Raw genomic sequence first — 21,734 nt, forward strand, 5'->3', positions numbered from 1 at the left:
CCTCCTATGCTTTTTCTTTCATTAATAAGTAGAGGAAATAAGGAACCCCGATAATGGATATGACAATCCCCACCGGAATCTCAACAGGTGCAAAGACCGTTTTGGCAATGAAGTCTGAGGTAATCACAAGCAACATGCCAACAGCTCCGCAAACTGGTATCACTTGTCTGTGCTTAATGCCAACAAGTCGCTTCGCAATGTGAGGAGCCATCAGTCCGATAAAGCCAATGCTACCGGAAACCGATACGCTTGCACTGACAAGACCGATACTGGTTAAGAGAAGAATTGCTTTCTCCCGTTCCACTTTAATCCCAAGACTCTTCATACTTCCTTCTTCGAGTTGAAAGTAATCAAGGAGCGATGCCTTCTTATAAACGATCGGTACGAGGATGAGGAGCCACGGCACCATAGAAAGAATGAACAGCCAATTGGCGTTATAAATACTTCCTGAAATCCACACCGTTGCCATTTCAAAATCAGACGCTTTCATCTTCAGTGATAGATAAAGAGCAAACGCCCCAAAGCCAGATCCAATCGCAATCCCTGTTAACAGCAGTCGCTGAGAGTCAATGGATCCATTTCTCCATGAAAAGAGGAAAATAATGAGAGCAGCAGCTAATCCTCCAACGAGTCCGAATAACGGCTGGGTCATAATCGCAAGCAATCCGCCATAGTCCATTTGTGATTGAAAGAAAAACATAAATAGTACGATCGCAGCTCCTGCACCTGCGTTAATACCAAGAATCCCAGGGTCAGCGAGGCCGTTCCTTGTAATTCCTTGTAATACAGCTCCGGCAATCCCAAGGCTAAACCCAACCGCACCGGCCAGTACAATACGAGGGAGGCGGAAATCAAAAATGACCAGATCGTGATCGGGGTTTTCATCTAATCGAAATACCGTCCTGAGAACGTCTTCGGCTGAGAGTGTATACGCCCCGTTCATTAAGCTGACAACCATCATCACAACCGTCAGCATGAGTATAATGAATAAGCTCCAACGATAAGAGGACGTAGAGTGATTAAACATGGCTTTTTCCCCCTCTCGTCCGAATTAAGTATAGGAAGAACGGAACACCCAGTAGAGAAGTAACGACGCCAATTGGCGTTTCAAATGGATAATTCATCAGGCGACTTAACACGTCTGATAATCCTAAGAATACGCCTCCTATAATTCCCGTCGACGGGATGACCCACTTGTAATCAATGCCTACTATGTAACGCGTCATATGGGGTATGAGAAGGCCGACGAAGCCAATCTTCCCTACTAACGCAATCGCCGTTCCCGTTAAGAAGATAACGGATAGGAGCGTAATGGCTTTCAAAATCGCCGGTCTCTGTCCTAAATTGGTGGACATCTCATCACCTAAGGAAAGAATCGTGATCGATTTAGCAACGGATAAGGCTAAAACTAACCCGATGACACCAAAGGGAATCGCTAACAGAAATAAGTCCATACTCAATTGATGGAGCCTTGCGTTGTACCAAAAGCTAATCGTCTGGGACACTTCAAAGTAAGACGCAATCGCAGCAGACAAGCTACTAAGAAACGTTCCGATCACCGTTCCAATTATGGCCAGGCGTACAGGCGATAAGCCGTTTCGTAATAACGAGCCGAATCCAAATACGATTCCTGCCCCGAGCGCTGAGCCAAGCATGGAGAAAAGGATCAAACTAGAAGAGGATAATCCTGGTGCGAACACCATGCACAACGTAATGACAAATGCTGAGCCGTCAGATACGCCCATAATAGAAGGGGAGGCGAGGTAGTTTCTCGTCATCCCCTGCATAAGTGCTCCTGATATAGCGAGGAACGCTCCAACAAGAATGGCCCCGAGTGCTCTAGGTAAACGGGCGGTCATGATAATCGCATGATCGACATTACCAGCGTCATAGTGGAAGAAGGCTTCCCATATCGTGGCCAGGTCGATTTCCTTTGTTCCAATAAAAATTGATAAAAGAATGGTCCCCATAAAGAGGACCGGTGATAAAAGTATAATAATAATAATAGGGGTGGTTCTTCGCTTTTGATTCATATCTAACACAGCACCTTACTTTGTTAAGGTATCTTCTACCACGTCTAAGAAGTTCGTTTTACTCCAAGCTGTTCCGCCTTGCGCCATCGGATCAATCGCATTGACGAAGACCTGATTGTTTTTAGAAGCGTTCATGCTCTTCCAGATCGCATTGTTTTGTAGTTCATCCAGGTATTCTGGAGAGTCTGGGTTTTCCGTTTCGGCAAACTGAACGTATAGGTAATCTGGATTGATATCCGCTAGTTTCTCAAGTGTCATCATTTCTTGCGCTTTGACCGCTTTTAAGTCTTCTGGTACGTCAATGCCTAAGTCGTTGTAAAGGACAGGGTTGAAGTAAACATCTTCAGGATAAACGAAAATGCTTCCACGGCGAATGCGTACCATCATGACTTTCTTCCCTTCAACAGCATCTTTCACATCGCCTTGAAGCGCTTTAGCGTCTTCTTTGTATTGAGAGATGACCTCTTTCGCTTGATCTTCTTTACCAGTTAATTGACCCATTAACGTTAAGTTATCTTCCCAATCTGTTGAGATGTGAGAAACCGGGAACATGGGAGCGACTTTGTTTAAATTTTCCACTACTTCTGGTTGGAATTTAGAGGTTCCTAGAATGACGTCTGGTTTCAGTTCTAGTAGTTTCTCATAACTTGGTTGTCTCTTAGAACCAATATCCTTGGCACCTTCTAATTCATCAGCTACGTAATCAGGGATTTTACCGCCAAACGTAATCGTCGCCATCGGTTTCACGCCTAATACCGCCGCATCTTCCATCGATTCTAAACTAGCTGTAGCAATAGATTCCACTGGGGAAGGGACCGTGTATTCTTCTCCTAAGTATGTAATCGTTTGAGAAGTTTCTTCACTTTCTTGTTCTTCTTGATCTTCACCTGATTGGTCAGCTTCTTGACTAGTCGCTTCTTTCTCTTCCTTCTGTTCTCCCTCACTAGAAGTCCCTTCAGATTGGCCGCATGCGACAAGAGCTAGAGTTAAGATTGCTAGAATGGCCATCATTTTCAATTGTATACCTTTTTTCATTTCCGTCTCCTCCTTCAAAATATGTGGGTAAAACGTGTCACGCTTTAAAAGACCTTGCTATTTCCTCCTTCTCCATTTTGGTGACGCGTGTTATGAGGTTGATAATCATTATCAATACTGGAGATAATGATATACGTATTGAGAATGATTTTCAATACTTTTTTGAGAAAATTATGGATAAATGTTGTGAAGAGGGGTTTTTTCAGAAGAAAATAAGGTATTTTGACCTAAAAAACGTTACGAAAGGTAAATATTTGTAATCAATATAGGTCTTTATTTTTAAAAAATGGAAAAAGAATTGCACTCTTGGTTGAGAACGGTTATCATTTGACCCATGTTACTTGCGATTGATAATCGTTATCATTTGTGAGTCGTCGATTGGGTTCATTGAGAAAGGAGAATTCCATGAATGAAAAAAGAATGGCAGGTAAAACGGTCCTAGTGACAGGAGCTGCAGGTGGCATCGGTAGTGTTGTTGCCGAATCTTTCCTGGACCTAGGAGCGAAAGTTATTGCTGTTGATCATAATAAAGAGCATTTAGAAAAGTGGGGACCAAATGTTGGTCAGGTCTATCCGTTTGAAATTGATATTACGGATGAACATGCGGTCGGTGACATGGTCGCCCACGTTGAAGACGAGATTGGAGCCATCGATATTCTAGTGAATGTTGCTGGAATGCTTCACTTAGGAGAGGTCGAAACGCTTTCAAAAGACGATTGGGAGCAAACGTTTGGCGTGAATACGACCGGGCTATTCCTCGTATCGAAAGCTGTAAGTAGCAAAATGAAAGAGAGACAGAAGGGTTCGATCGTCACGGTTAGTTCCAATGCGGGTCGCATGCCTCGGATGTCGATGGCTGCTTATGCAGCATCAAAAGCTGCGGCTACCATGTTTACGAAATGTTTAGGCCTTGAGCTATCCTCTTATGGCATTCGTTGCAACGTTGTCTCTCCTGGCTCTACGGAGACCGACATGTTAAAGCAACTTTGGACAGACGAAAACGGTGCTGAACAGTCGATTAAGGGAACACAGGAAGCTTATCGATTAGGCATACCGCTACAGAAATTAGGACAAGCGGAAGATATTGCGGAGGCGGTTCTATTCTTAGCGTCGGATCATGCAGGACATATGACCATGCAGGATGTATGCATCGATGGCGGTGCCACGCTCGGCGTGTAATCAAAATACAATAAGGAGGTCACAAGCTTATGAGTGTGACAAAACGTTCAGAACAAACCGGCAAGCACCTTCTGGAACACTATCAAGTCGGAGATTACTTCCTCGCTTCACCTGGTCAAACACTAAAGGGAAGTGGGGTGTTTACCACAGTAGACTGGGAGGTTGGAGAGTTCAAATCACTGTCGTTAGCAGAACAGGTCCAAACCACACTGCGTCGGGCAAGGGAAGGAGGTCATTCTCATCCTGTCGTCATAGGCGCCATCCCATTTGACCCTAAAGCCAAACCGCACTTAGTCGTGCCAAAAGAAGTGCAAATGAAAGAAAAGATCGACTGGACCGACGTAGGTGAAGAAGAACAGCCCCCGGTCGCCTATCACATACACCCAGTCCCGAACCCTGAAACCTATATGACTGGGGTTCAAAACGGGTTAGATCGAATTGCAAAAGGCGAGCTTGATAAGATTGTACTTTCACGTTCTTTACATATCACATCAGAACAACCTATTCAGGTGAAGCCGATCTTAACCAATCTAGCCAAGCACAATTCAAAAGGGTATACGTTCGCTCTTGATTTAGAGGCGGAGCAACATGACAGGCACCGAACGTTGATTGGAGCCAGTCCTGAGCTGCTCGTTTCAAAGTCAGGGAGCGTTGTAACAGCCAATCCATTAGCAGGGTCTCGTCCTCGTAGTGAAGACCCGGTAGAAGACGAGCGAAGAGCAGCCGAACTCTTACAATCTAGTAAAGATCTTCATGAGCATGCTGTTGTAGTAGAAGCTGTCAAAGAAGCGATTGAGCCGTTATGCAAGGAGCTTGATGTACCGAGCGAACCATCCTTAATTAAGACAGAAGCGATGTGGCACTTGTCTACAGAAATAAACGGTGTCGTAGGGGAGGAAGACACGTCCTCTTTAGACCTCGCCGAAGCCCTTCACCCAACACCTGCTGTTTGTGGGCATCCGACGGAAAAAGCTCGTGAAGCGATTCAAACTATTGAACCATTTGACCGTAAGTTCTTCACTGGCATGGTCGGCTGGTGCGATGAACAAGGTGATGGGGAGTGGATTGTAACCATTCGCTGTGCTGAAGTAACCGATCAAGCAATAAAGCTCTTTGCAGGCGCAGGCGTTGTCGCAGGATCAAAACCAGAGGAAGAGTTAGCGGAGACAGGTGCTAAGTTTCAAACGATGCTAAATGCCATGGGAATTCGAGAGGAGCGATCGTAGTGGAAGGATGTCCAATGTGGCCAAAAGAGTATGCAGCCTTTTTCAGAGAAAAGGGTTGCTGGAAAGGCGAAACGTTCGGTGAGATGTTAAGAAGTCGTGCTGAGCAGTATGGCGACCGCCCTGTTCTAACGACCCGATCAGAAGAGATGAGTTATAAGAGATTACAAGAGAGAGTGGAGCAATTAGCCGCTGGTTTTCAGCAGCTAGGGATAGAGAAGGAAGACCGTGTCGTTGTGCAGTTGCCTAATGAAGTAGAATTCTTTGAAGTCATTTTTGCCTTATTTAATTTAGGGGCTTTACCTGTTTTTGCCCTGCCGACCCATCGGTATAGTGAAGTGCATTATTTCTGTGAATTCTCAGAAGCAAAAGCACTTATTGTGCCTGATACACATGAGGGCTTTGATTACCGGCCAATGGCTAAGCAGATCAAAGAGGAAGTAGCAGGATTAGAACATGTCATCGTAAGCGGCGAGACAGAAGACTTCTTGCCGCTCGCAGACGTCTATCAAGAATCGACGTTCCAACAGCCTGTTGTTCATCCATCTGACGTGGCATTCTTGCAGCTATCAGGTGGAAGCACGGGACGCTCGAAGCTCATACCACGTACGCATGATGATTATATCTACAGTTTAAGAATGAGTAATGAAGTATGTGAACTAACCGAAGAAAGTGTTTACCTGGCTGTCCTGCCTGTTGCTCACAACTTCCCGTTAAGCTCACCAGGTGTGTTAGGCACGATTTATGCGGGAGGACGGATTGTTTTATCAAGCGGCCCGAGTCCCGATGAGGCGTTCCCACTTATTGAGAAAGAGCGCGTCACAATTACCGCTATGGTACCACCGATCGCGATGATGTGGCTAGAAGCGGTGAAATCAAGATCATACGATTTATCAAGCTTACAAGTGATGCAAGTAGGAGGAGCCAAGTTCAGCTCAGAAAGTGCCAAGCGCATCAAGCCTACATTTGGGTGTCAGTTGCAGCAAGTATTCGGCATGGCTGAGGGGCTTGTGAACTACACCCGCTTAGACGACCCAGAAGAAACCATCCTTCACTCTCAAGGAAGGCCAATGTCTCCTTATGATGAAGTTCGAATTGTTGATGAAGATGACCATGAAGTAGAGGACGGACAAGTAGGAGAGCTTTTAACAAGAGGCCCTTACACAATCCGAGGCTATTACAAAGCCGAACAGCACAATCAAAAAGCCTTCACCGACGACGGGTTTTATCGAACAGGTGACCTCGTTCGATTGAGTCAAGACGGATCGATCATCGTTGAAGGTCGGGACAAAGATCAAATAAACCGCGGCGGGGAGAAGATCGCAGCAGAAGAGGTGGAGAATCATCTACTAGCCCACCCTGACGTGTATGACGCAGCTGTCGTCGCTATGCCAGACCGATTCCTCGGCGAACGCGCCTGTGCCTTTGTCATTTCAAAAGGGAACCAACCATCCGGTGCTGTCATCCGGTCGTTCCTTCAAGAGCGTGGGCTTGCGACCTATAAGATACCAGACCGCGTGGAATGGGTAGAAGCGTTCCCGCTAACGGCGCTAGGCAAAGTCAGCAAAAAAACCCTACGCCAACAAATCGCTGCCAAACTGACGGCAGTAAATTAAATAGCGTAAGGAGAGTGGGGCCTTCTTGGTTTAAAGTGGTTGGGGTGCTGGAAAAGGGAGTAGTTTCCCAGGCCACCTTACTCCAGGCTAACGTAGATGGTGTTTTAGTTAGAACTGAGACATTTATTAGTCCATTTTATGAACAATAAAAACCATTATATAAACAAGTTAAAGGAAAGGAAGTGGAGAGAATGGGATTACCAGCAATTAAGCCATATGAAATGCCAACTAGTAAGGACGTGCCAGCGAATAGAGTGTCATGGGAGGTGGATGAGGCCCGGGCTGTTTTCTTGATTCATGATATGCAGCAGTATTTCTTAAACGCATACGATGAGACACAAGCGCCGATTCCTGAGTTAATCCGAAACATTATTAAGTTAAAAGAAGCGTGTAAAGAGCGAGGGATTCCGGTTGTGTATACGGCTCAGCCGGGTGATCAGGATCCAAAAGACAGAGCGCTCTTGCAGGATTTCTGGGGAGATGGGCTTCGTGAAGATGAGTCTGTTACAAAGGTGATTGATGGACTTGAGCCGGATGAGGAGGATCTTGTTTTAACGAAGTGGCGCTATAGTGCGTTTAAACGGACGAGCCTTCAAGCCTTCCTTCAAGAAACAGGGCGCGATCAGCTTATTATTTCTGGGGTGTATGCTCACATTGGCTGTATGGTGACGGCGACGGAGGCCTTTATGGAAGATGTTCAAAGTTTCCTTGTGGCTGATGCTGTAGCGGACTTTTCTGAAGAAAAACATAAGATGGCCCTTGATTATGTAGCGACACGTTGCGGGTTTACGACAACGACCGAACAAGTGCTAAGCCAAGTGCAACGGGAGGTAAGCCTTGATTCTTATGAGGGGTTACGCCTTAAGGTTGCCGAGCTACTTGAACAGTCCCCGGAAGAGCTTTCTAATGAGGAGAATCTTATGCACCTTGGGTTTGATTCGATTCGCATGATGAGTGTTGTAGAAGAGTTGAGGCAAGTAGGAGTAGAGATTGATTTTATGACATTAGCTGAGCAACCAACACTTACGAGTTGGTGGGCCATTGTAGAAGAGAAGAGCAGACAACACGTCTAAATGATGAGCTGAGGAGGGAGCAAGTATGGAGAAGTTGATGACAGCGCAGTGGCCCTTAACCGGGGCCCAAGCTGGCATTTGGTACGCCCAACAAGTAGAGCAGAGTAATCCTATTTTCAATACAGCAGAGTATGTAGAGATTAAGGGACAATTAGATGTTGAAGCTTTTAAACAAGCGGTCAAAGAAACGATGCTAGAAGCCGATGCGCTTCATATGCGGTATGAAGATACAGAAGAAGGCCCAAAGCAAGCGGAGCGAGCAGAGCGACACGTGCCCTTTATCGTGAAAGATGTTCGGAATGAACGAAACCCTCAAGAAGAAGCAATAGGATGGATGCGTGGAGAGGTCTCTGTTGCCCTTGACTTGAGCGAGGATCCGTTATTTACACACGTATTATTTCAATTAGATGAAGATCACTACTACTGGTATCAGAAGATTCATCACATCGCGACAGATGCTTATGGGTTCTCCTTGCTAAGTCAAGGTGTGGCCCGTCGCTATTCTTCTATCATCAATAGGGATGAGGCAAGTGAAGATAAGGGGATGTTTGCTCCCTTCGAGCTTGTCGTTGATCATGACCAGGCGTATCGTCAATCGGAAACGTTTGAAGAGGATCGCCAGTTCTTTATGGAACAATTTCAAGATCAGCCAGACGTGGCGAGTTTAACAGAAGAGACCTCAACGCTCTCAAAAACAGTAGGGCAGTGTACGGCTTACGTTGCTCGAGATTCTTTTGAAAAGTTGAAAGAAAAGGCGCGTCAACACATGGCTCACTGGTCTGAGGTGATGATGGCATCTGTTGCGCTTTACACTCATCGGTTAACTGGATCAGAGGATGTGGTGCTAAGTGTTCCGGTGATGAACCGTATGGGGACGTCTTCCATCCGTGTTCCTGCGATGGTGATGAACGTGCTCCCCCTTCGTTTATCCGTTCGATCTGATCAGTCATTCGAAGTGGTGGTCCGTCACGTTCAGGAACAACTGAAGCAAGTACGAAAGCATCAGCATTATCGTCATGAAGACATCAGACGGGACTTAGGTTTGGTCGGGGGTCAAAGTCGATTGTTCGGACCGCAAGTAAATATTATGCCTTTCGCTTACGAATTAACATTTGGAGAGGCAAAAGGTGTAACACATAAGCTTGCGACGGGACCAGTTGAAGACTTGTCTGTCAATGTGTATGACCAGCAAGACGAGAAAGGCTTGCGTATCGACCTCGACTTTCACAAGGATCTATACGAAGAAGAGGAAGTCGATCAACATGCGAGGCGCATCGTTCGTAGTTTGGAGGAGCTTGCTGAAGCAGATTGGAAGGAACCGATCGGCAAACGTCCGCTCTTATTAGAAGAGGAACGTCTCAAGGTGTTAGAGGAATGGAATGATACGTTTGAAGACCAACCAATGGAAACCGTCGTGTCGCGGTTTAGGAACCAGGTTGAGAGAACACCTGAGTCAGAAGCGCTCTTGTACGGTGGACAGTCGTATTCGTATCGTGAGCTTCATGAAAAAGTGAACCAGTTCTCTTACGTCCTCCATAACCGTGGGGTCAGAAAAGGGGATGTTGTCGCTTTATCGCTGCCACGCTCTAAAGATATGGTGGTTGCCATGCTCGCAGTGATGAACATTGGCGCTGTCTATGTTCCGATTGATCCGAGCTATCCTTCTGATCGAATTGATTATATGTTGAACGACGCCAAACCCATTTATGCCATTACATATGACACGACGACCCAAATGTTTCAACACAGTGATGTTCCTTGTCTTGTGATGAACGAGAGCGCTATAAAGAAAGAGTTAACTCAGTATCAAGGACAGTTCTTCAGTGAACTAGCGCTGACAGTGGATGATCCTATTTATATGATTTACACGTCAGGCTCTACAGGAAATCCTAAGGGAGTCGTCGTTACACACGGGGGCGTTACGAATTTCCTGACAGCAATGGAACGGACAGTCACTCTTTCAGATGAAGATCGCTTCTTAGCTGTGACGACAATTGCGTTTGATATATCAGTCTTAGAACTTTTCCTGCCTCTTCTGCGAGGAGCTACTTGCCTTATTGCGGACAAAGAGACGATTCAAGATCCTAGAGCCCTGATTCGAACCATCCAACAAGAGTCTATCACGATGATGCAGGCGACACCTACGTTATGGCAGTCTGTCGTGTCAGAAGATAGAAATGCGCTTCAAGGCGTCCATGTCCTCGTTGGCGGAGAAGCTTTACCGAAACAGTTAGCTTATACGCTCCAGGAACAGAATTGCACGGTGACGAATCTATATGGTCCAACGGAAACAACGATCTGGTCGACGGCTATGACGCTTGGCAGCAGAGAAGAAGAGGGATCTCCATCAATTGGACGTCCGATTCTCAATACGAGCGTGTTCATCCTAGACGCTAGTCTCCAACCTGTACCTGCTGGAATGGTTGGTCATTTGTACATAGGAGGTCAAGGACTTGCAGCCGGGTACCATGAGCGACCTGACCTGACAGCCGAGCGCTTTGTAGCCAATCCGTTCGGGGCACCAGGGCAGCGCATGTACTGTACAGGAGACCGGGCTTTATGGAGACAGGACGGAACGATTCATTATGTGGGACGTGCGGATGATCAGGTGAAGATAAGAGGGTTCCGTATTGAACCAGGTGAGGTTGAAGCCGTGTTATCGGGACATAACGAGGTGAAACAAGTGACCGTTATGGTTCGGGAAGACCGTCCCGGAGATAAGCGTTTGGTGGCTTATGTTGTGGCTCATACTGAGGGTATTTCTGAGGAGTTACGCGAGTTAGCGTACGCACTCGTACCAGATTATATGGTCCCATCAAGCATCGTTGAGTTAGATGAGATTCCGGTGACGCCAAATGGCAAGATCAATAAGAAAGCCTTGCCTGAACCTCAGCAAGATCATACGGTGAGTCACCGTGAACCAAGCACGCCTCAGGAACAAATTTTATGTGAGCTGTTTGCAGAGGTATTGGGGATTCCTCAAGTCGGTGTCCATGATCACTTCTTTTACTTAGGCGGGCACTCCTTGCTTGCAGGTCGGTTAATGAACCGGATACGAGATGTATTTGAAGTGGATATCCCGATCGGCAAGATCTTTGAGAGCCCAACGGTAGCGGGTCTTGTCCACGAATTAGACAGAGGCAAGGAAGCACGACCATCCATTGCGAAAATGGAGAGACCAGACGTCATTCCATTATCATTCGCGCAAAATCGTCTCTGGTTCCTGCACCAGTTAGAAGGACCGAGTCCAACGTACAACATCCCGATTGTCATCAAGCTAGAGGGAACACTTAATCAACAGGCTCTGCAGGAAGCGATTTTGGATGTAATCAGTCGCCATAAATCCCTTCGAACGATGTTTAAAGACGATCACGGGGAAGGGATGCAAACAGTCGTTGAACCGGACCACGTCTTCTCTGAACTTTCAGTTGAATCGGTTCAACCGTCACAAATGGAAAGTGTGTTAGAAGAGGCGGTCCAGTATGCTTTTCGCTTAGAGGAAGAACCGTCTTGCCAGGTGAGGCTGTTTGATGAGGGAAATGGGCATTATACCTTGCTCGTTCTCATTCACCATATGGTCGGAGATGGGTGGTCGCTTTACCCGCTTACAAGAGATTTAGAACAGGCGTACAAAGCCCGTCTAAATGGAGGAGCACCTGAGTGGGAAGCGTTGCCGATTGAGTATAGTGATTATGTGATGTGGCAGACTGAGCTCCTGAGTGAAGACGCGACTGATCGTTTACTAGCAGGTCAGATCGATTATTGGAAAGAAAAGCTTGCTCACTTACCTGATCAGTTAGAGCTGCCGACTGATTATCCAAGACCGGCAGAGCCTTCGCACCAAGGGGGCACTTACGAATTCACGATTGAACCTGCCTTCCATCAAAGGCTTACAACAATAGCCAGGGAGAATGGGGTTAGTTTATTTATGGTGCTTCAAGCTGGATTAAGCGCGCTTTTAACAAGAGTTGGAGCAGGGGAAGATATCCCCCTTGGCAGTCCGGTAGCCGGACGGAACGAGGAAGCCCTGCAGGACCTTGTTGGCTTGTTTGTTAATACACTAGTCCTCCGCACCGATACGTCAGGTGATCCTACGTTCCGTGAACTTCTTGAACGCGTTCGCGCCGTAAATATAGGGGCTTATGAGCATCAGGATCTTCCGTTTGAACGGCTAGTAGAAGAGTTAAATCCTATCCGTTCAAAATCTAAACATCCATTGTTCCAGACGATGCTCATTCTACAGAATACACCGGAATCATCGCTTGATTTACCAGAACTTGATAGCACGGTGAATATTCGTAGTGTAGGAACGTCTAAATTTGATTTGACGTTTGAGTTTACTGAGCATGGCGCTTCAGGCGGGCTTCATGGACTAGTGGAATACAGTACAGATCTGTTCAAGAAGGACACGATCGAACAACTAGTGGATCGGTTATGGAGGTTCTTTGATGAAGTCACAAGTGATGTGAATCAACCCATTTCAAGCATAGACATTCTCGGGCGCGATGAGCGTACTCGTTTGTTAGAAGAATGGAGCCCTCCTACGATGCGTGTTGAGGAGGATACGATCGTTAGGGTGTTTGAAGAACAAGTAAAAGCGAACCGGGAACAGATCGCTCTTACGTTCAAAGACCAAACCGTCACGTATGAGGAACTTAATCAGAGGTCCAATCGTCTTGCGCGGCTTTTAGTTCATAAAGGGGTTGGCCCTGGCCAATTCGTTGCCCTGGCTTTACCACGATCAGTGGAGATGATGGTAGGTTTAGTGGCTATTCTAAAAGCTGGTGCAGCTTATGTGCCGCTTGACCCGAATTATCCGGCTGCGCGACTTGATTATATGAGACAGGATTCAGAACCGGTTTGTACCATTACAGACCTTGAGCATGCGGAGCGTTTACAAGAGAAGAAAGATGGTTTCATCATCATCCTAGATGAGCCGAGTACAGAACGAGTGATAGAAGAGCAACCGTATATAAATGTAACCGATCAAGAGCGCATCCGCCCTCTCAATCCGTATAATCCGGCTTATATGATTTATACGTCAGGTTCAACAGGAAATCCAAAAGGCGTTGTGATCCCTCACCAGAATGTGATCCGATTATTCGGTTCAACGGACCACTGGTTCCATTTTGACGAAGGGGATGTGTGGACGCTGTTCCATTCCTATGCCTTTGATTTCTCCGTTTGGGAGATGTGGGGAGCGTTGTTAAAAGGAGGACGCTTAGTCGTTGTCCCTCATGAAGTCAGTCGCTCTCCTCAAGACTTTTTACACCTCCTTGTTCGAGAGAACGTGACCGTACTGAATCAGACGCCGTCCGCATTTTATCAGCTCATGCAGGCAGATCGCGAACAAGAAGAGGTTGGAGAAACGTTATCTCTTCGTTATGTGATCTTCGGAGGAGAAGCGCTTGAGTTAGGTCGGTTGAAAGAATGGTACGACCGTCATGCTGATGATGCGCCGAAGCTTGTCAATATGTACGGAATTACTGAGACGACGGTTCATGTCAGCTATATCGAATTAAATCGCGAGAGTGTGAATCTCCGCGCCATTAGTGCGATTGGAGAGAATATTCCAGATCTCGGTGTCTACGTGCTAGATGCTAGGCTTCAGCCTGTCCCACCAGGGGTTGTAGGAGAGATGTATGTCTCAGGTGACGGATTGGCGCTCGGCTATCATGGTCGTCCTGATTTGACGGCTGATAGATTTGTGGCCAATCCGTATGGAGAACACGGCTCTCGTATGTACCGTACAGGAGATTTAGCAAGATGGAGAGAAGATGGAACGCTTGATTACATCGGTCGAGCGGATCATCAGGTGAAGGTGCGAGGATTTCGGATTGAACTTGGTGAGATTGAGACGGTCCTAGCCGAGCATCCTGATGTGGATCAGGTCGCTGTCCTTGTGCGAGAAGATGAGCCAGGGGATCAACGTCTGGTTGCTTATGTGCAAACACGTCACGATGAAGAGCTGGACCTCTCAGCGTGGAAGGCGTATGTAGCTACCGATTTACCTGACTACATGGTTCCATCTGCTTTTGTAAAAGTAATGGATTGGCCGCTAACTGCAAATGGAAAGCTCAATCAAAAGGCGTTACCAGCTCCACAGTTTGAGGGGAGTCAATCCAGCCGAGCGCCACGAACGCCTCAGGAAGAAGTGCTTTGTGAGTTGTTTAAGGAGGTGCTTGGTCTATCACGCGTAGGGATTGATGACGGGTTCTTCGATTTAGGAGGCCACTCCTTACTGGCTGTGAAGCTGATGACCAAAATGAAACAATCTCTTGGCGTTGAGATTACCATTGGTAGCTTGTTTGAATCGCCTACTGTTGCTGGGCTAGCTGAGCAAATTGAAGGTGGCAACGCCAAAAGTGCTTTAGATATCTTGTTGCCACTTAGACGAAATGGATCAAAACCGCCTGTCTTTTGTATACACCCGGCAGGAGGTTTGAGCTGGTGTTATGCAGGGCTTTTGACGGCACTTGGCAAAGACTATCCACTGTATGGCCTTCAGGCTCGTGGCATTGCGGAAAAAGGGAACTTCCCAAATTCCATTGAAGAAATGGCAAAGGATTATGTCGCTCATATTCAAACGGTACAGCCTCAAGGTCCTTATCATTTAGTTGGATGGTCGCTTGGTGGAAACGTAATCCACGCGATGGCAACAGAGCTTGAGCGGCAGGGAGAAGAGGTTGGTCTCGTGGCTATGCTTGATGCGTATCCGAGTCGTTATTTACCTATTCAAGCCGCCCCGGATGATGAAGAGGCATTGAATGCACTGCTTGCATTAGGAGGATATGATCCAGCTGGCTTAAGTGATGAAAAAGTGACGTTTGATAACGTGATTGACCTTCTTCAAAAAGACGGCAGTGCGCTTGCAAGCTTAAGTCATGAGACGCTTATGAATCTAAAAGAGACGTATATGAATTCAGTCGGGATCTTAACATCCTATCAACCGAAGCCGTTTCACGGGGACCTATTATTCTTCCGTTCTACGATTATTCCAGATTGGTTTGATCCGATTTATACAGATACATGGAAGCCATATGTTACAGGTCACATTGAAGAGCATGAGGTTCATTGTCGCCATAAAGATATGTGTCAGCCTGAGCCGCTAGCTGAAATTGGCGCGCACATCTTTGAAGCATTAGAGCAACGAACGAAAGGAGAGTCGTAACATGAAGAATCCATTTCAACACAATGAAGGAACGTTTTACGCACTACAAAATCATAAAGGCCAGTACTCCCTCTGGCCTTCTTTTCTAGATATCCCTGAAGGATGGGACATTCGCTACGGGGAAGCGAGTCGTGAAGATTGCGTTTCTTATATCGAAACGCATTGGAGCGATATACGCGTGCAATCGGGAAACGAAGCGTTGGCAGGAACTTCATATGAGTGAGTCGTTATATAAGAAAATGATCGTCACGGTTTATGTGATGTCGATGTTTATGGTAGCCATGGATGCCACGATTGTGAATGTGGCTCTCTCAACAATTGGAGCAGAATTTGGTGTGCCGGCTTCGGCCACAAGTGCTGTAAACATTGGGTATGTCGTGAGTCTTGCTATGATGTTACCGATTGCCGGGTGGATGGGAGATCGATTCGGATCGAAACGGGTGCTGATGAGTGCTTTAAGCACGTTCATTATGGCTTCTGTCCTTTGTGGATTTGCAGAGAATCAATGGATGCTAAATGTATTTCGCATACTGCAAGGAGCGGGAGCTGGTTTTTTCGCCCCTGTTGGTATGTCGATCTTGTTCCGCACGTTTTCACCTGAAGAGCGACCGAAGCTTTCACGAGTCATTATTGTGCCCATCGCCCTTGCACCAGCCTTAGGGCCCATTGTGGGAGGCTATTTGGTCGATGCCCTGTCGTGGCGTTGGATCTTTTATATTAATGTTCCGATTGGATTGGTTGCGCTTGTCTTAATGAGTATCTATATCAAGGAGCGCAAGGAAGCGTCTGTTGGTCGTTTTGATTTAAAAGGTTTTGCTCTCTCTTTACCTGGGCTTGGAACGCTTATCTATGCGTTAATTCAAGCACCTGTCAAAGGGTGGAGTGACCCGCAAGTTTATTTGCTCGCACTTGTTGGGGTAGTGTTGCTTATTGTTCTTGTCAAAGTAGAGCTTCAAGATCAAGCACCAATGCTCAATTTGAGGTTGTTTGAAGATCAGTCGTTTCGTGTGATGAGCCTAATTGGTATGTTTTCAGCTGCTGGATTGTTCGGCATGCTTTATGTATTTCCATTGATGTATCAAAACGCTCTCGGCGTATCGGCTTTTCAGACAGGTTTAACGATGTTCCCAGAAGCGTTAGGACTTATGGTGGCATCACAGCTCATGCCCTGGTCTTTGAAAAAGTTAGGCATTCGCCGATTGATGCTTTTATCCTTGTTTGGTTCAATCGTTATCTTTACCCTACTTGCTCTATTCGTTGAAGCGAATCCATGGGTCATTCGAGGGCTGATGATTGGAGTCGGAATCTTTTTAGGACATGCGGTAACGGCGTCTCAAATTACGGCGTTTCAAACGATTTCAAAACCACAAATGAGTCAAGCCACGACCCTGCATAATGTGCAGAAACGGTTTGGTGGAGTGATTGGTGTAGCCATTCTCGCCAGTGTCATAGGATCAGACTCATCTGAAGCAAGCTCGCTTGTCGCGTATCAATGGGCACTCGGTGGCTCAGCCATGTTTATTGGATTGTGCTTTATAACGATGCTGACATTTAAAGAAAGAAAAGACACAACAGAACAAAATGAAGTGAAAGCCGCAAGCGGATAAGGAGGAGAACAATGGTCAAGATATTGGTTTGCCACCTGAAAGAGGAGAGGATAGCGAGAAAGGTAGAGGAGTTATATCCTTATTTGAGCCGAGACAGAATAGAACAGTTAAGAAAGCTTCATCAGCCTGATGACCGGTTTCGGTCGGCAATTGGCGATTTGTTGATCCGATTTGCGTTCTCAAACGTATACGGACAAACGCTAGAGTGGGACAGCTTAAAGCGTACAGCATACGGCAAACCTTATCTACCTGACTATCCTTCATTTCATTTTAATACATCCCACGCAGGCGATTGGATAGCTTGTGCCATTCACCATGCGCCCGTTGGGGTTGATGTGGAAGAGATCAAGCCAATCCAGTTTGATTTTGCCAAAGGTGTATTTACAGAGAATGAATATAAGAGGGTCGTCGAACACCCTGATCCGTTATCGGCTTTCTATCAAACCTGGACGGCGAAAGAGAGTGTGGTAAAAGCAGATGGAAGGGGCTTATCCTATCCCTTATCTTCTTTTGAAGTAGCATTTCAGCAGGATGGGCGTGTGAACATGCTAAACGATGAAAGAGAATACAGAAGCAGAACCTATTCATTCCAAGAAGAGTACGTGTTGACGGTTTGTGCGGAACAGGTAAGCCAGCTTCCAGATAGATTTATAGAAATCGAGTATGACTCACTTATTCAAATGGAGGAGAATACATGTTTATTCAAATGAGAACAGCGATTGTCACAGAAGGCAGTTCAGACCTTGTGGTACAGCGTTTCAGTAAAGAAGGAATTATTGAACAGCAAGATGGATTTGTAGACTTATCGGTGATGGTGAAGAAAGCTCGCCGCGGCGAAGAGGAAGTGATCATTATGATTCGGTGGGAATCTGAAGAGAAGTGGAAGAAGTGGGAAAAGAGTGAAGCTCACCTAGCCGGTCATCGAAAGAAGGCAGGGCAGCCTAAGCCTGATCATATCATTCGCAGTGAGTCAGCTTACTATCATGTAAAAGCTGTGAAAGAGAAAGCAGTAGAATAGAAGAAGTTTAGCGAGAGGAGATGAGTAGAGTGTCTGAGAAAAGAAGGTTAGAAGATATTGAAAAAGAAGTGGTACAGCTGCTAAGTGAAAGAGGGCGTTTAGTAGAGGAGGGGAACTCCGGGCCTGGCCTTTCGCTTCAAAAATTGGAGAATCTCAATCATGGACCTTATTCTTCAAAGGCCATTCAGAACATGCTAAAGGGACTGGAGCAACAACGGGTGAAAGAAGCGAAACAAGAGGCCCCTTCCTTCCATTCAAGAGACTATCAAAGAGACGATACCATCATTCAGGTGAACGGTACAAAGATTGGAGGAGGTCAATCAAGCCTTATGATGGGGCCTTGCTCTGTTGAAAGTGAAGAGCAAATGAACCAGGTAGCTGCATCGTTAGCCAAACGAGGTGTGAAGATACTACGAGGCGGTGCCTTCAAACCAAGGACCTCGCCTTATGACTTCCAGGGGTTAGGAATGGAAGGATTGAAAATGCTAGCCAAAGTGGCGCGCACCTATGACATGGCTGTGGTGACAGAGATTATGAGCGCAGAAGCTTTGGAGGAAGCTTTGCCATATGTCGATATCATCCAGATTGGTTCAAGAAATATGCAGAACTTTGATTTACTGAAAGCCGTAGGGCGAGTTCAAAAGCCTGTCTTATTGAAACGAGGGCTTGCTGCTACGATAAAAGAGTTCAAATTAGCAGCAGAATACATTTTAGCAGAAGGCAATACGAATGTAATCTTATGCGAACGAGGCATTCGAACGTATGAGACAGCGACAAGAAACACGTTAGATATCTCCGCTGTTCCTATATTAAAACAAGAAACTCATCTTCCGGTTATCGTAGACATCACTCACTCTACCGGTCGAAAGGACATCCTAGCCCCAACAGCCAAAGCCGCTTTAGCCATTGGCGCAGATGGACTTATGGCAGAAGTGCACCCTAATCCAGCAGAGGCCCTTTCCGACTCAGCGCAGCAAATGGATCTTTCTGAATGGGAAGGTTTTATGGACGAAGTCGAGCGCTACACCAACCTGCTCACTCAACAGCCGGTGCTTTCTTAAACCGCCCCGTGATTCAAGTTTTTATAAAAGTGTAACGATGTAAGACTAGCTAAGGTGATTTAGCTGGTCTTTTTTATATAAACTCACTATTATTAAGGGTTTCGTGTCTTATTTGAATATCCATAACAATCTCCTTTACTTTTATAGTATTAAATCTATCTTTGTGTTATATAAGAAGCAAATGGATGTAACAGTAAAATTGTTTTTCGTTCTCGGTAGGGGGAGTAGAGACCTTATCAGTATAATATAGGAGGCTTTCGTATGACTAATGTAGCACTAGTAACTGTAACCCATGAACCGAATGGAGACCATCATCAGCTATGGAAAAAGTGGAAATTAAGATTAGAGGCTCTATACTCAGAGTTGTTTATAACCGTCAGTGAGGAAACAGAGCCTGCATTCATTGAAGATCTAAAAGATAGCGCTTTCCGTGTGAAAGTGATTCCTAAAAAAGGGGCAGCTCATGCGCGGCGTGAGGTGGTTCGTTTTGGGTTAACGGGGGAGAGTGACCTGTTTCATTATTGTGATCTCGACCGTCTGTTAACGTGGCTTGAGAATCACCCAGACGAGCTGACTTCTTTGTTAGAGGGAACGTATCAGACGGATTATCTCATTTTAGGAAGAACAGAACGAGCGTTTGAGACCCACCCAGAAGAGTGGAAGGCAACAGAACGAATTGCGAACAAAATCTTCTCCCTTGAGATAGGTGAGGAGATCGATGTCACAGCAGGCTCTTGTATGTTTTCTAAAAGAAGTGCTCACTACATAAATGAACACTCCCATGCTGACATGACGGATGCGGAGTGGCCTATGATTGTTCACCGATTCGCACATCTCTCCATTGGTCATCGCCTCGTAGAAGGGCTTGAATACCATGAAGATACGAATGGGGTTCTTGGGGGTATGACGGAAAGTGAGAAGTGGTTAAGTCGGATGAGGATGACGCTGAAGGTTAGTGAAGCGGCTGTGGGGACAGGGAAAGAAACGGATTAAGGAATTGGGTGATGAGAGGTGCTTGGCCTTTTTTCGTATTCTCATCACCCGAGGTTGTTTCAGGATTATAAAGTGTGACATTACTTATTGCTTCAAGATGGATGGGTTCTCAATACGTATGGACTCAACCTCTCCGCACTTTATGCAAAATGTATAAATTTTATTTGAGCTTTTGAAAGACGATTTGCTTTTCCTGATGGGCATATAATCTGTCCCCTCTGAAAATTCAGTACCTCCACATTTAAGGCATTTTTTATCTTCCATAAACGTTATCCTCCTTTTTAAATTTTGGTAATTATCCATTATTTGTTACGTTTCTGCTTCCTTTTAGTTTCAAAAACAGAAACATTATTCCGATATTTAACCTGGATGAGCGTTTTTGCTTTTTTAACTCTATCTGTAAGTAAATTGATAGGAACGTAAACAACTGTTCAAGCGTAATGATAGTGAAAAGAGGTGAGAGTTTGGAGCGTGTGTCTAAAACAACAATTTTTGTGGGTTTTTTTATGACGATTGTTTCCTTTCTGCAAGCGTATCGCTACTGGGGAGAAAATATGGCATTATCGTATTTTTTCCTTATAGGGGGCATTGTCCTAGTTGGGCTTGATTTTAGGGTGATTTTAAAAAGGATAGCGTCAGAAGGAAAAAATACATAAGAACGATCTGTTTGAGAGGTGTTTTGCTTTTTGTCATGAAAAGTATGCAAGTATAAAGGATTGATAAATGTGACTAAAAAGAGAATAGTCATCATGGCAACGATCTTAGCTGTGATTACAGCATTGGCCATTGGTTGGTACACGTTCAGGGGGAAGGTGTATGACGCTCATTTAGCTGAGGATATTGAACAAATGGACAAGTTGTCATTTGAGGTAAAGACTCCAACTAAGGTGCCTTTTAAAGAAATGAAGGTCATGGATGTTGAAATTGATGGGAAACAACAAGCTGTCATTTCGTTAATAAACGTTGATAAAGAGAGGTTGGACATCCAAATGAGTGAATTAAAACCTGAGTTTTCAGGAGTTACAAGTGAACAAGTTGTGATAGGGGAAGATTCACAAGCGAAGTTTATTCCGAATCTTTCAGGCAGAAGAATCCTAACGTGGCAGGAAGATGATGTGTTTTATGAAATCATATTTTATCCTAAGCTGACTCCAAGAGAAGTTAGCAAAAGGCAGTTAGTGAAGATGGCAGAGTCTTTTTAGCGTGTTGGGGTTGTCTTTTTTTTATCAAACCAGTCGTCTATCAGACATTGAATAAAAGGAATTCTCTTTAGAGAATCGAATAGGTAGAGTGAAGAATCTTGTGGGAAAGGTGATCGTGATGGAACAATGGATTGACGCATTATTTAGTGATCCTCTGCTAGAAGAGGCAGCGAATCGCTTTGGGACGACGAGTGCTGAAGCGAAAAAGCTTGGGGATTTCGAGAATTATGTTTACGAGGTACATAAAGACGGCAAGCCTTATATCTTACGGTTAACTCATAGCTCTCACCGCAAACATGAGGACATTCAGGCAGAGTTGGAGTGGGTGAACTTTTTACATAAAAACGGAGCCCATGTATCCGTTTCTTACACTTCTGTTAATGGAGTCCTTGTGGAAGAGATTCGGGTTGAGGGGTCTTCCTTCTATATTTGTCTATTCGATAAGGCTCCGGGTTCACTGGTGAAAATGGATGATGAGCGGTTTGGACCTGACTGTTTAAGAGTTGGGGGAGAGCCGTAGGGC

Annotated in this window: 17 protein-coding genes; 14 read left to right on the forward strand and 3 right to left on the reverse strand. The window is 45.6% G+C overall.

Annotated features, from left to right (window positions below; translation table 11 throughout):
- Positions 1-4: 4 nt before the first annotated feature.
- Genes IMZ31_RS05570 through IMZ31_RS05580 form a run of 3 tightly spaced genes read right to left on the reverse strand, consistent with a single transcriptional unit; the run spans position 5 to position 3,068 of the window.
- A complete protein-coding gene (locus IMZ31_RS05570; protein WP_371825494.1) occupies positions 5-961 on the reverse strand; it encodes a FecCD family ABC transporter permease in 957 nt (318 codons plus the stop codon).
- 58 nt (positions 962-1,019) lie between these two features.
- Entirely contained in the window at positions 1,020-2,033 is a 1,014-nt protein-coding gene (locus tag IMZ31_RS05575) for a FecCD family ABC transporter permease (RefSeq protein ID WP_207529582.1), read from the reverse strand.
- Between the two features lie 15 nt (positions 2,034-2,048).
- Positions 2,049-3,068, reverse strand: a complete 1,020-nt coding sequence (locus IMZ31_RS05580; protein WP_207529583.1) for an ABC transporter substrate-binding protein — start codon at positions 3,066-3,068, stop codon at positions 2,049-2,051.
- A 405-nt stretch (positions 3,069-3,473) separates the two neighbouring features.
- On the opposite strand from IMZ31_RS05580, the gene dhbA reads away from it, so the two are divergent.
- The 14 genes from dhbA (at position 3,474) to IMZ31_RS24600 (ending at position 21,731) form a co-directional block, all read left to right on the forward strand.
- Positions 3,474-4,247 (forward strand): 2,3-dihydro-2,3-dihydroxybenzoate dehydrogenase, encoded by a 774-nt coding sequence (dhbA, locus tag IMZ31_RS05585; protein ID WP_207529584.1) that lies wholly within the window; start codon positions 3,474-3,476, stop codon positions 4,245-4,247.
- 29 nt (positions 4,248-4,276) lie between these two features.
- Positions 4,277-5,473, forward strand: a complete 1,197-nt coding sequence (gene dhbC / locus IMZ31_RS05590; protein ID WP_207529585.1) for an isochorismate synthase DhbC — start codon at positions 4,277-4,279, stop codon at positions 5,471-5,473.
- Positions 5,474-5,487: 14 nt separating this feature from the next.
- Positions 5,488-7,086 carry a (2,3-dihydroxybenzoyl)adenylate synthase gene (locus IMZ31_RS05595; RefSeq protein WP_207530311.1) on the forward strand — a complete coding sequence of 533 codons (1,599 nt, stop codon included), beginning with the start codon at positions 5,488-5,490 and terminating at the stop codon, positions 7,084-7,086.
- Positions 7,087-7,277: 191 nt separating this feature from the next.
- Positions 7,278-8,159 carry an isochorismatase gene (locus IMZ31_RS05600; protein WP_207529586.1) on the forward strand — a complete coding sequence of 294 codons (882 nt, stop codon included), beginning with the start codon at positions 7,278-7,280 and terminating at the stop codon, positions 8,157-8,159.
- Positions 8,160-8,184: 25 nt separating this feature from the next.
- On the forward strand, positions 8,185-15,330 hold the full coding sequence (locus tag IMZ31_RS05605; RefSeq protein ID WP_207529587.1) for an amino acid adenylation domain-containing protein: 7,146 nt from the start codon (positions 8,185-8,187) through the stop codon (positions 15,328-15,330).
- Position 15,331: 1 nt separating this feature from the next.
- Entirely contained in the window at positions 15,332-15,553 is a 222-nt protein-coding gene (locus IMZ31_RS05610; protein ID WP_207529588.1) for an MbtH family protein, read from the forward strand.
- The gene (locus IMZ31_RS05615) at positions 15,546-16,937 is read left to right on the forward strand and encodes an MDR family MFS transporter (protein WP_207529589.1); all 1,392 of its coding nucleotides are present in this window, start codon (positions 15,546-15,548) and stop codon (positions 16,935-16,937) included. The genes IMZ31_RS05610 and IMZ31_RS05615 overlap by 8 nt, the downstream gene beginning before the upstream one ends.
- Positions 16,938-16,948: 11 nt before the next feature.
- Entirely contained in the window at positions 16,949-17,647 is a 699-nt protein-coding gene (locus IMZ31_RS05620) for a 4'-phosphopantetheinyl transferase family protein (RefSeq protein WP_207529590.1), read from the forward strand.
- Positions 17,632-17,955, forward strand: a complete 324-nt coding sequence (locus IMZ31_RS05625; RefSeq protein WP_207529591.1) for an antibiotic biosynthesis monooxygenase — start codon at positions 17,632-17,634, stop codon at positions 17,953-17,955. The genes IMZ31_RS05620 and IMZ31_RS05625 overlap by 16 nt, the downstream gene beginning before the upstream one ends.
- 20 nt (positions 17,956-17,975) lie before the next feature.
- The gene (locus IMZ31_RS05630) at positions 17,976-19,016 is read left to right on the forward strand and encodes a bifunctional 3-deoxy-7-phosphoheptulonate synthase/chorismate mutase (RefSeq protein ID WP_207529592.1); all 1,041 of its coding nucleotides are present in this window, start codon (positions 17,976-17,978) and stop codon (positions 19,014-19,016) included.
- Between the two features lie 261 nt (positions 19,017-19,277).
- Positions 19,278-20,009 (forward strand): hypothetical protein, encoded by a 732-nt coding sequence (locus IMZ31_RS05635; RefSeq protein ID WP_207529593.1) that lies wholly within the window; start codon positions 19,278-19,280, stop codon positions 20,007-20,009.
- A 473-nt stretch (positions 20,010-20,482) separates the two neighbouring features.
- Complete coding sequence (locus IMZ31_RS05640; protein WP_207529594.1) at positions 20,483-20,665, forward strand: hypothetical protein; 183 nt, start codon at positions 20,483-20,485, stop codon at positions 20,663-20,665.
- Positions 20,666-20,758: 93 nt separating this feature from the next.
- Positions 20,759-21,211, forward strand: coding sequence for a hypothetical protein (locus IMZ31_RS05645; protein ID WP_207529595.1), 453 nt, complete (start codon positions 20,759-20,761; stop codon positions 21,209-21,211).
- Positions 21,212-21,329: 118 nt separating this feature from the next.
- Positions 21,330-21,731: a phosphotransferase gene (locus IMZ31_RS24600; protein WP_256438020.1), complete on the forward strand. Its 402-nt coding sequence runs from the start codon at positions 21,330-21,332 to the stop codon at positions 21,729-21,731.
- The last annotated feature ends 3 nt before the right edge of the window (positions 21,732-21,734 follow it).

Source organism: Pontibacillus sp. ALD_SL1 (genome assembly GCF_017355605.1).

Bases quoted from the DNA above. Each gene is read 5' to 3' on its own strand.
- IMZ31_RS05605 (WP_207529587.1), top strand. From the start codon at position 8,185: ATGGAGAAGTTGATGACAGCGCAGTGGCCCTTAACCGGGGCCCAAGCT.
- dhbC (WP_207529585.1), top strand. From the start codon at position 4,277: ATGAGTGTGACAAAACGTTCAGAACAAACCGGCAAGCACCTTCTGGAA.
- IMZ31_RS05635 (WP_207529593.1), top strand. From the start codon at position 19,278: ATGACTAATGTAGCACTAGTAACTGTAACCCATGAACCGAATGGAGAC.
- IMZ31_RS05625 (WP_207529591.1), top strand. From the start codon at position 17,632: ATGTTTATTCAAATGAGAACAGCGATTGTCACAGAAGGCAGTTCAGAC.
- IMZ31_RS05595 (WP_207530311.1), top strand. From the start codon at position 5,488: ATGTGGCCAAAAGAGTATGCAGCCTTTTTCAGAGAAAAGGGTTGCTGG.
- dhbA (WP_207529584.1), top strand. From the start codon at position 3,474: ATGAATGAAAAAAGAATGGCAGGTAAAACGGTCCTAGTGACAGGAGCT.
- IMZ31_RS05630 (WP_207529592.1), top strand. From the start codon at position 17,976: ATGAGTAGAGTGTCTGAGAAAAGAAGGTTAGAAGATATTGAAAAAGAA.
- IMZ31_RS05645 (WP_207529595.1), top strand. From the start codon at position 20,759: ATGGCAACGATCTTAGCTGTGATTACAGCATTGGCCATTGGTTGGTAC.
- IMZ31_RS05600 (WP_207529586.1), top strand. From the start codon at position 7,278: ATGGGATTACCAGCAATTAAGCCATATGAAATGCCAACTAGTAAGGAC.
- IMZ31_RS05610 (WP_207529588.1), top strand. From the start codon at position 15,332: ATGAAGAATCCATTTCAACACAATGAAGGAACGTTTTACGCACTACAA.
- IMZ31_RS24600 (WP_256438020.1), top strand. From the start codon at position 21,330: ATGGAACAATGGATTGACGCATTATTTAGTGATCCTCTGCTAGAAGAG.
- IMZ31_RS05575 (WP_207529582.1), bottom strand. From the start codon at position 2,033: ATGAATCAAAAGCGAAGAACCACCCCTATTATTATTATTATACTTTTA.
- IMZ31_RS05570 (WP_371825494.1), bottom strand. From the start codon at position 961: ATGATGGTTGTCAGCTTAATGAACGGGGCGTATACACTCTCAGCCGAA.
- IMZ31_RS05580 (WP_207529583.1), bottom strand. From the start codon at position 3,068: ATGAAAAAAGGTATACAATTGAAAATGATGGCCATTCTAGCAATCTTA.
- IMZ31_RS05620 (WP_207529590.1), top strand. From the start codon at position 16,949: ATGGTCAAGATATTGGTTTGCCACCTGAAAGAGGAGAGGATAGCGAGA.
- IMZ31_RS05615 (WP_207529589.1), top strand. From the start codon at position 15,546: ATGAGTGAGTCGTTATATAAGAAAATGATCGTCACGGTTTATGTGATG.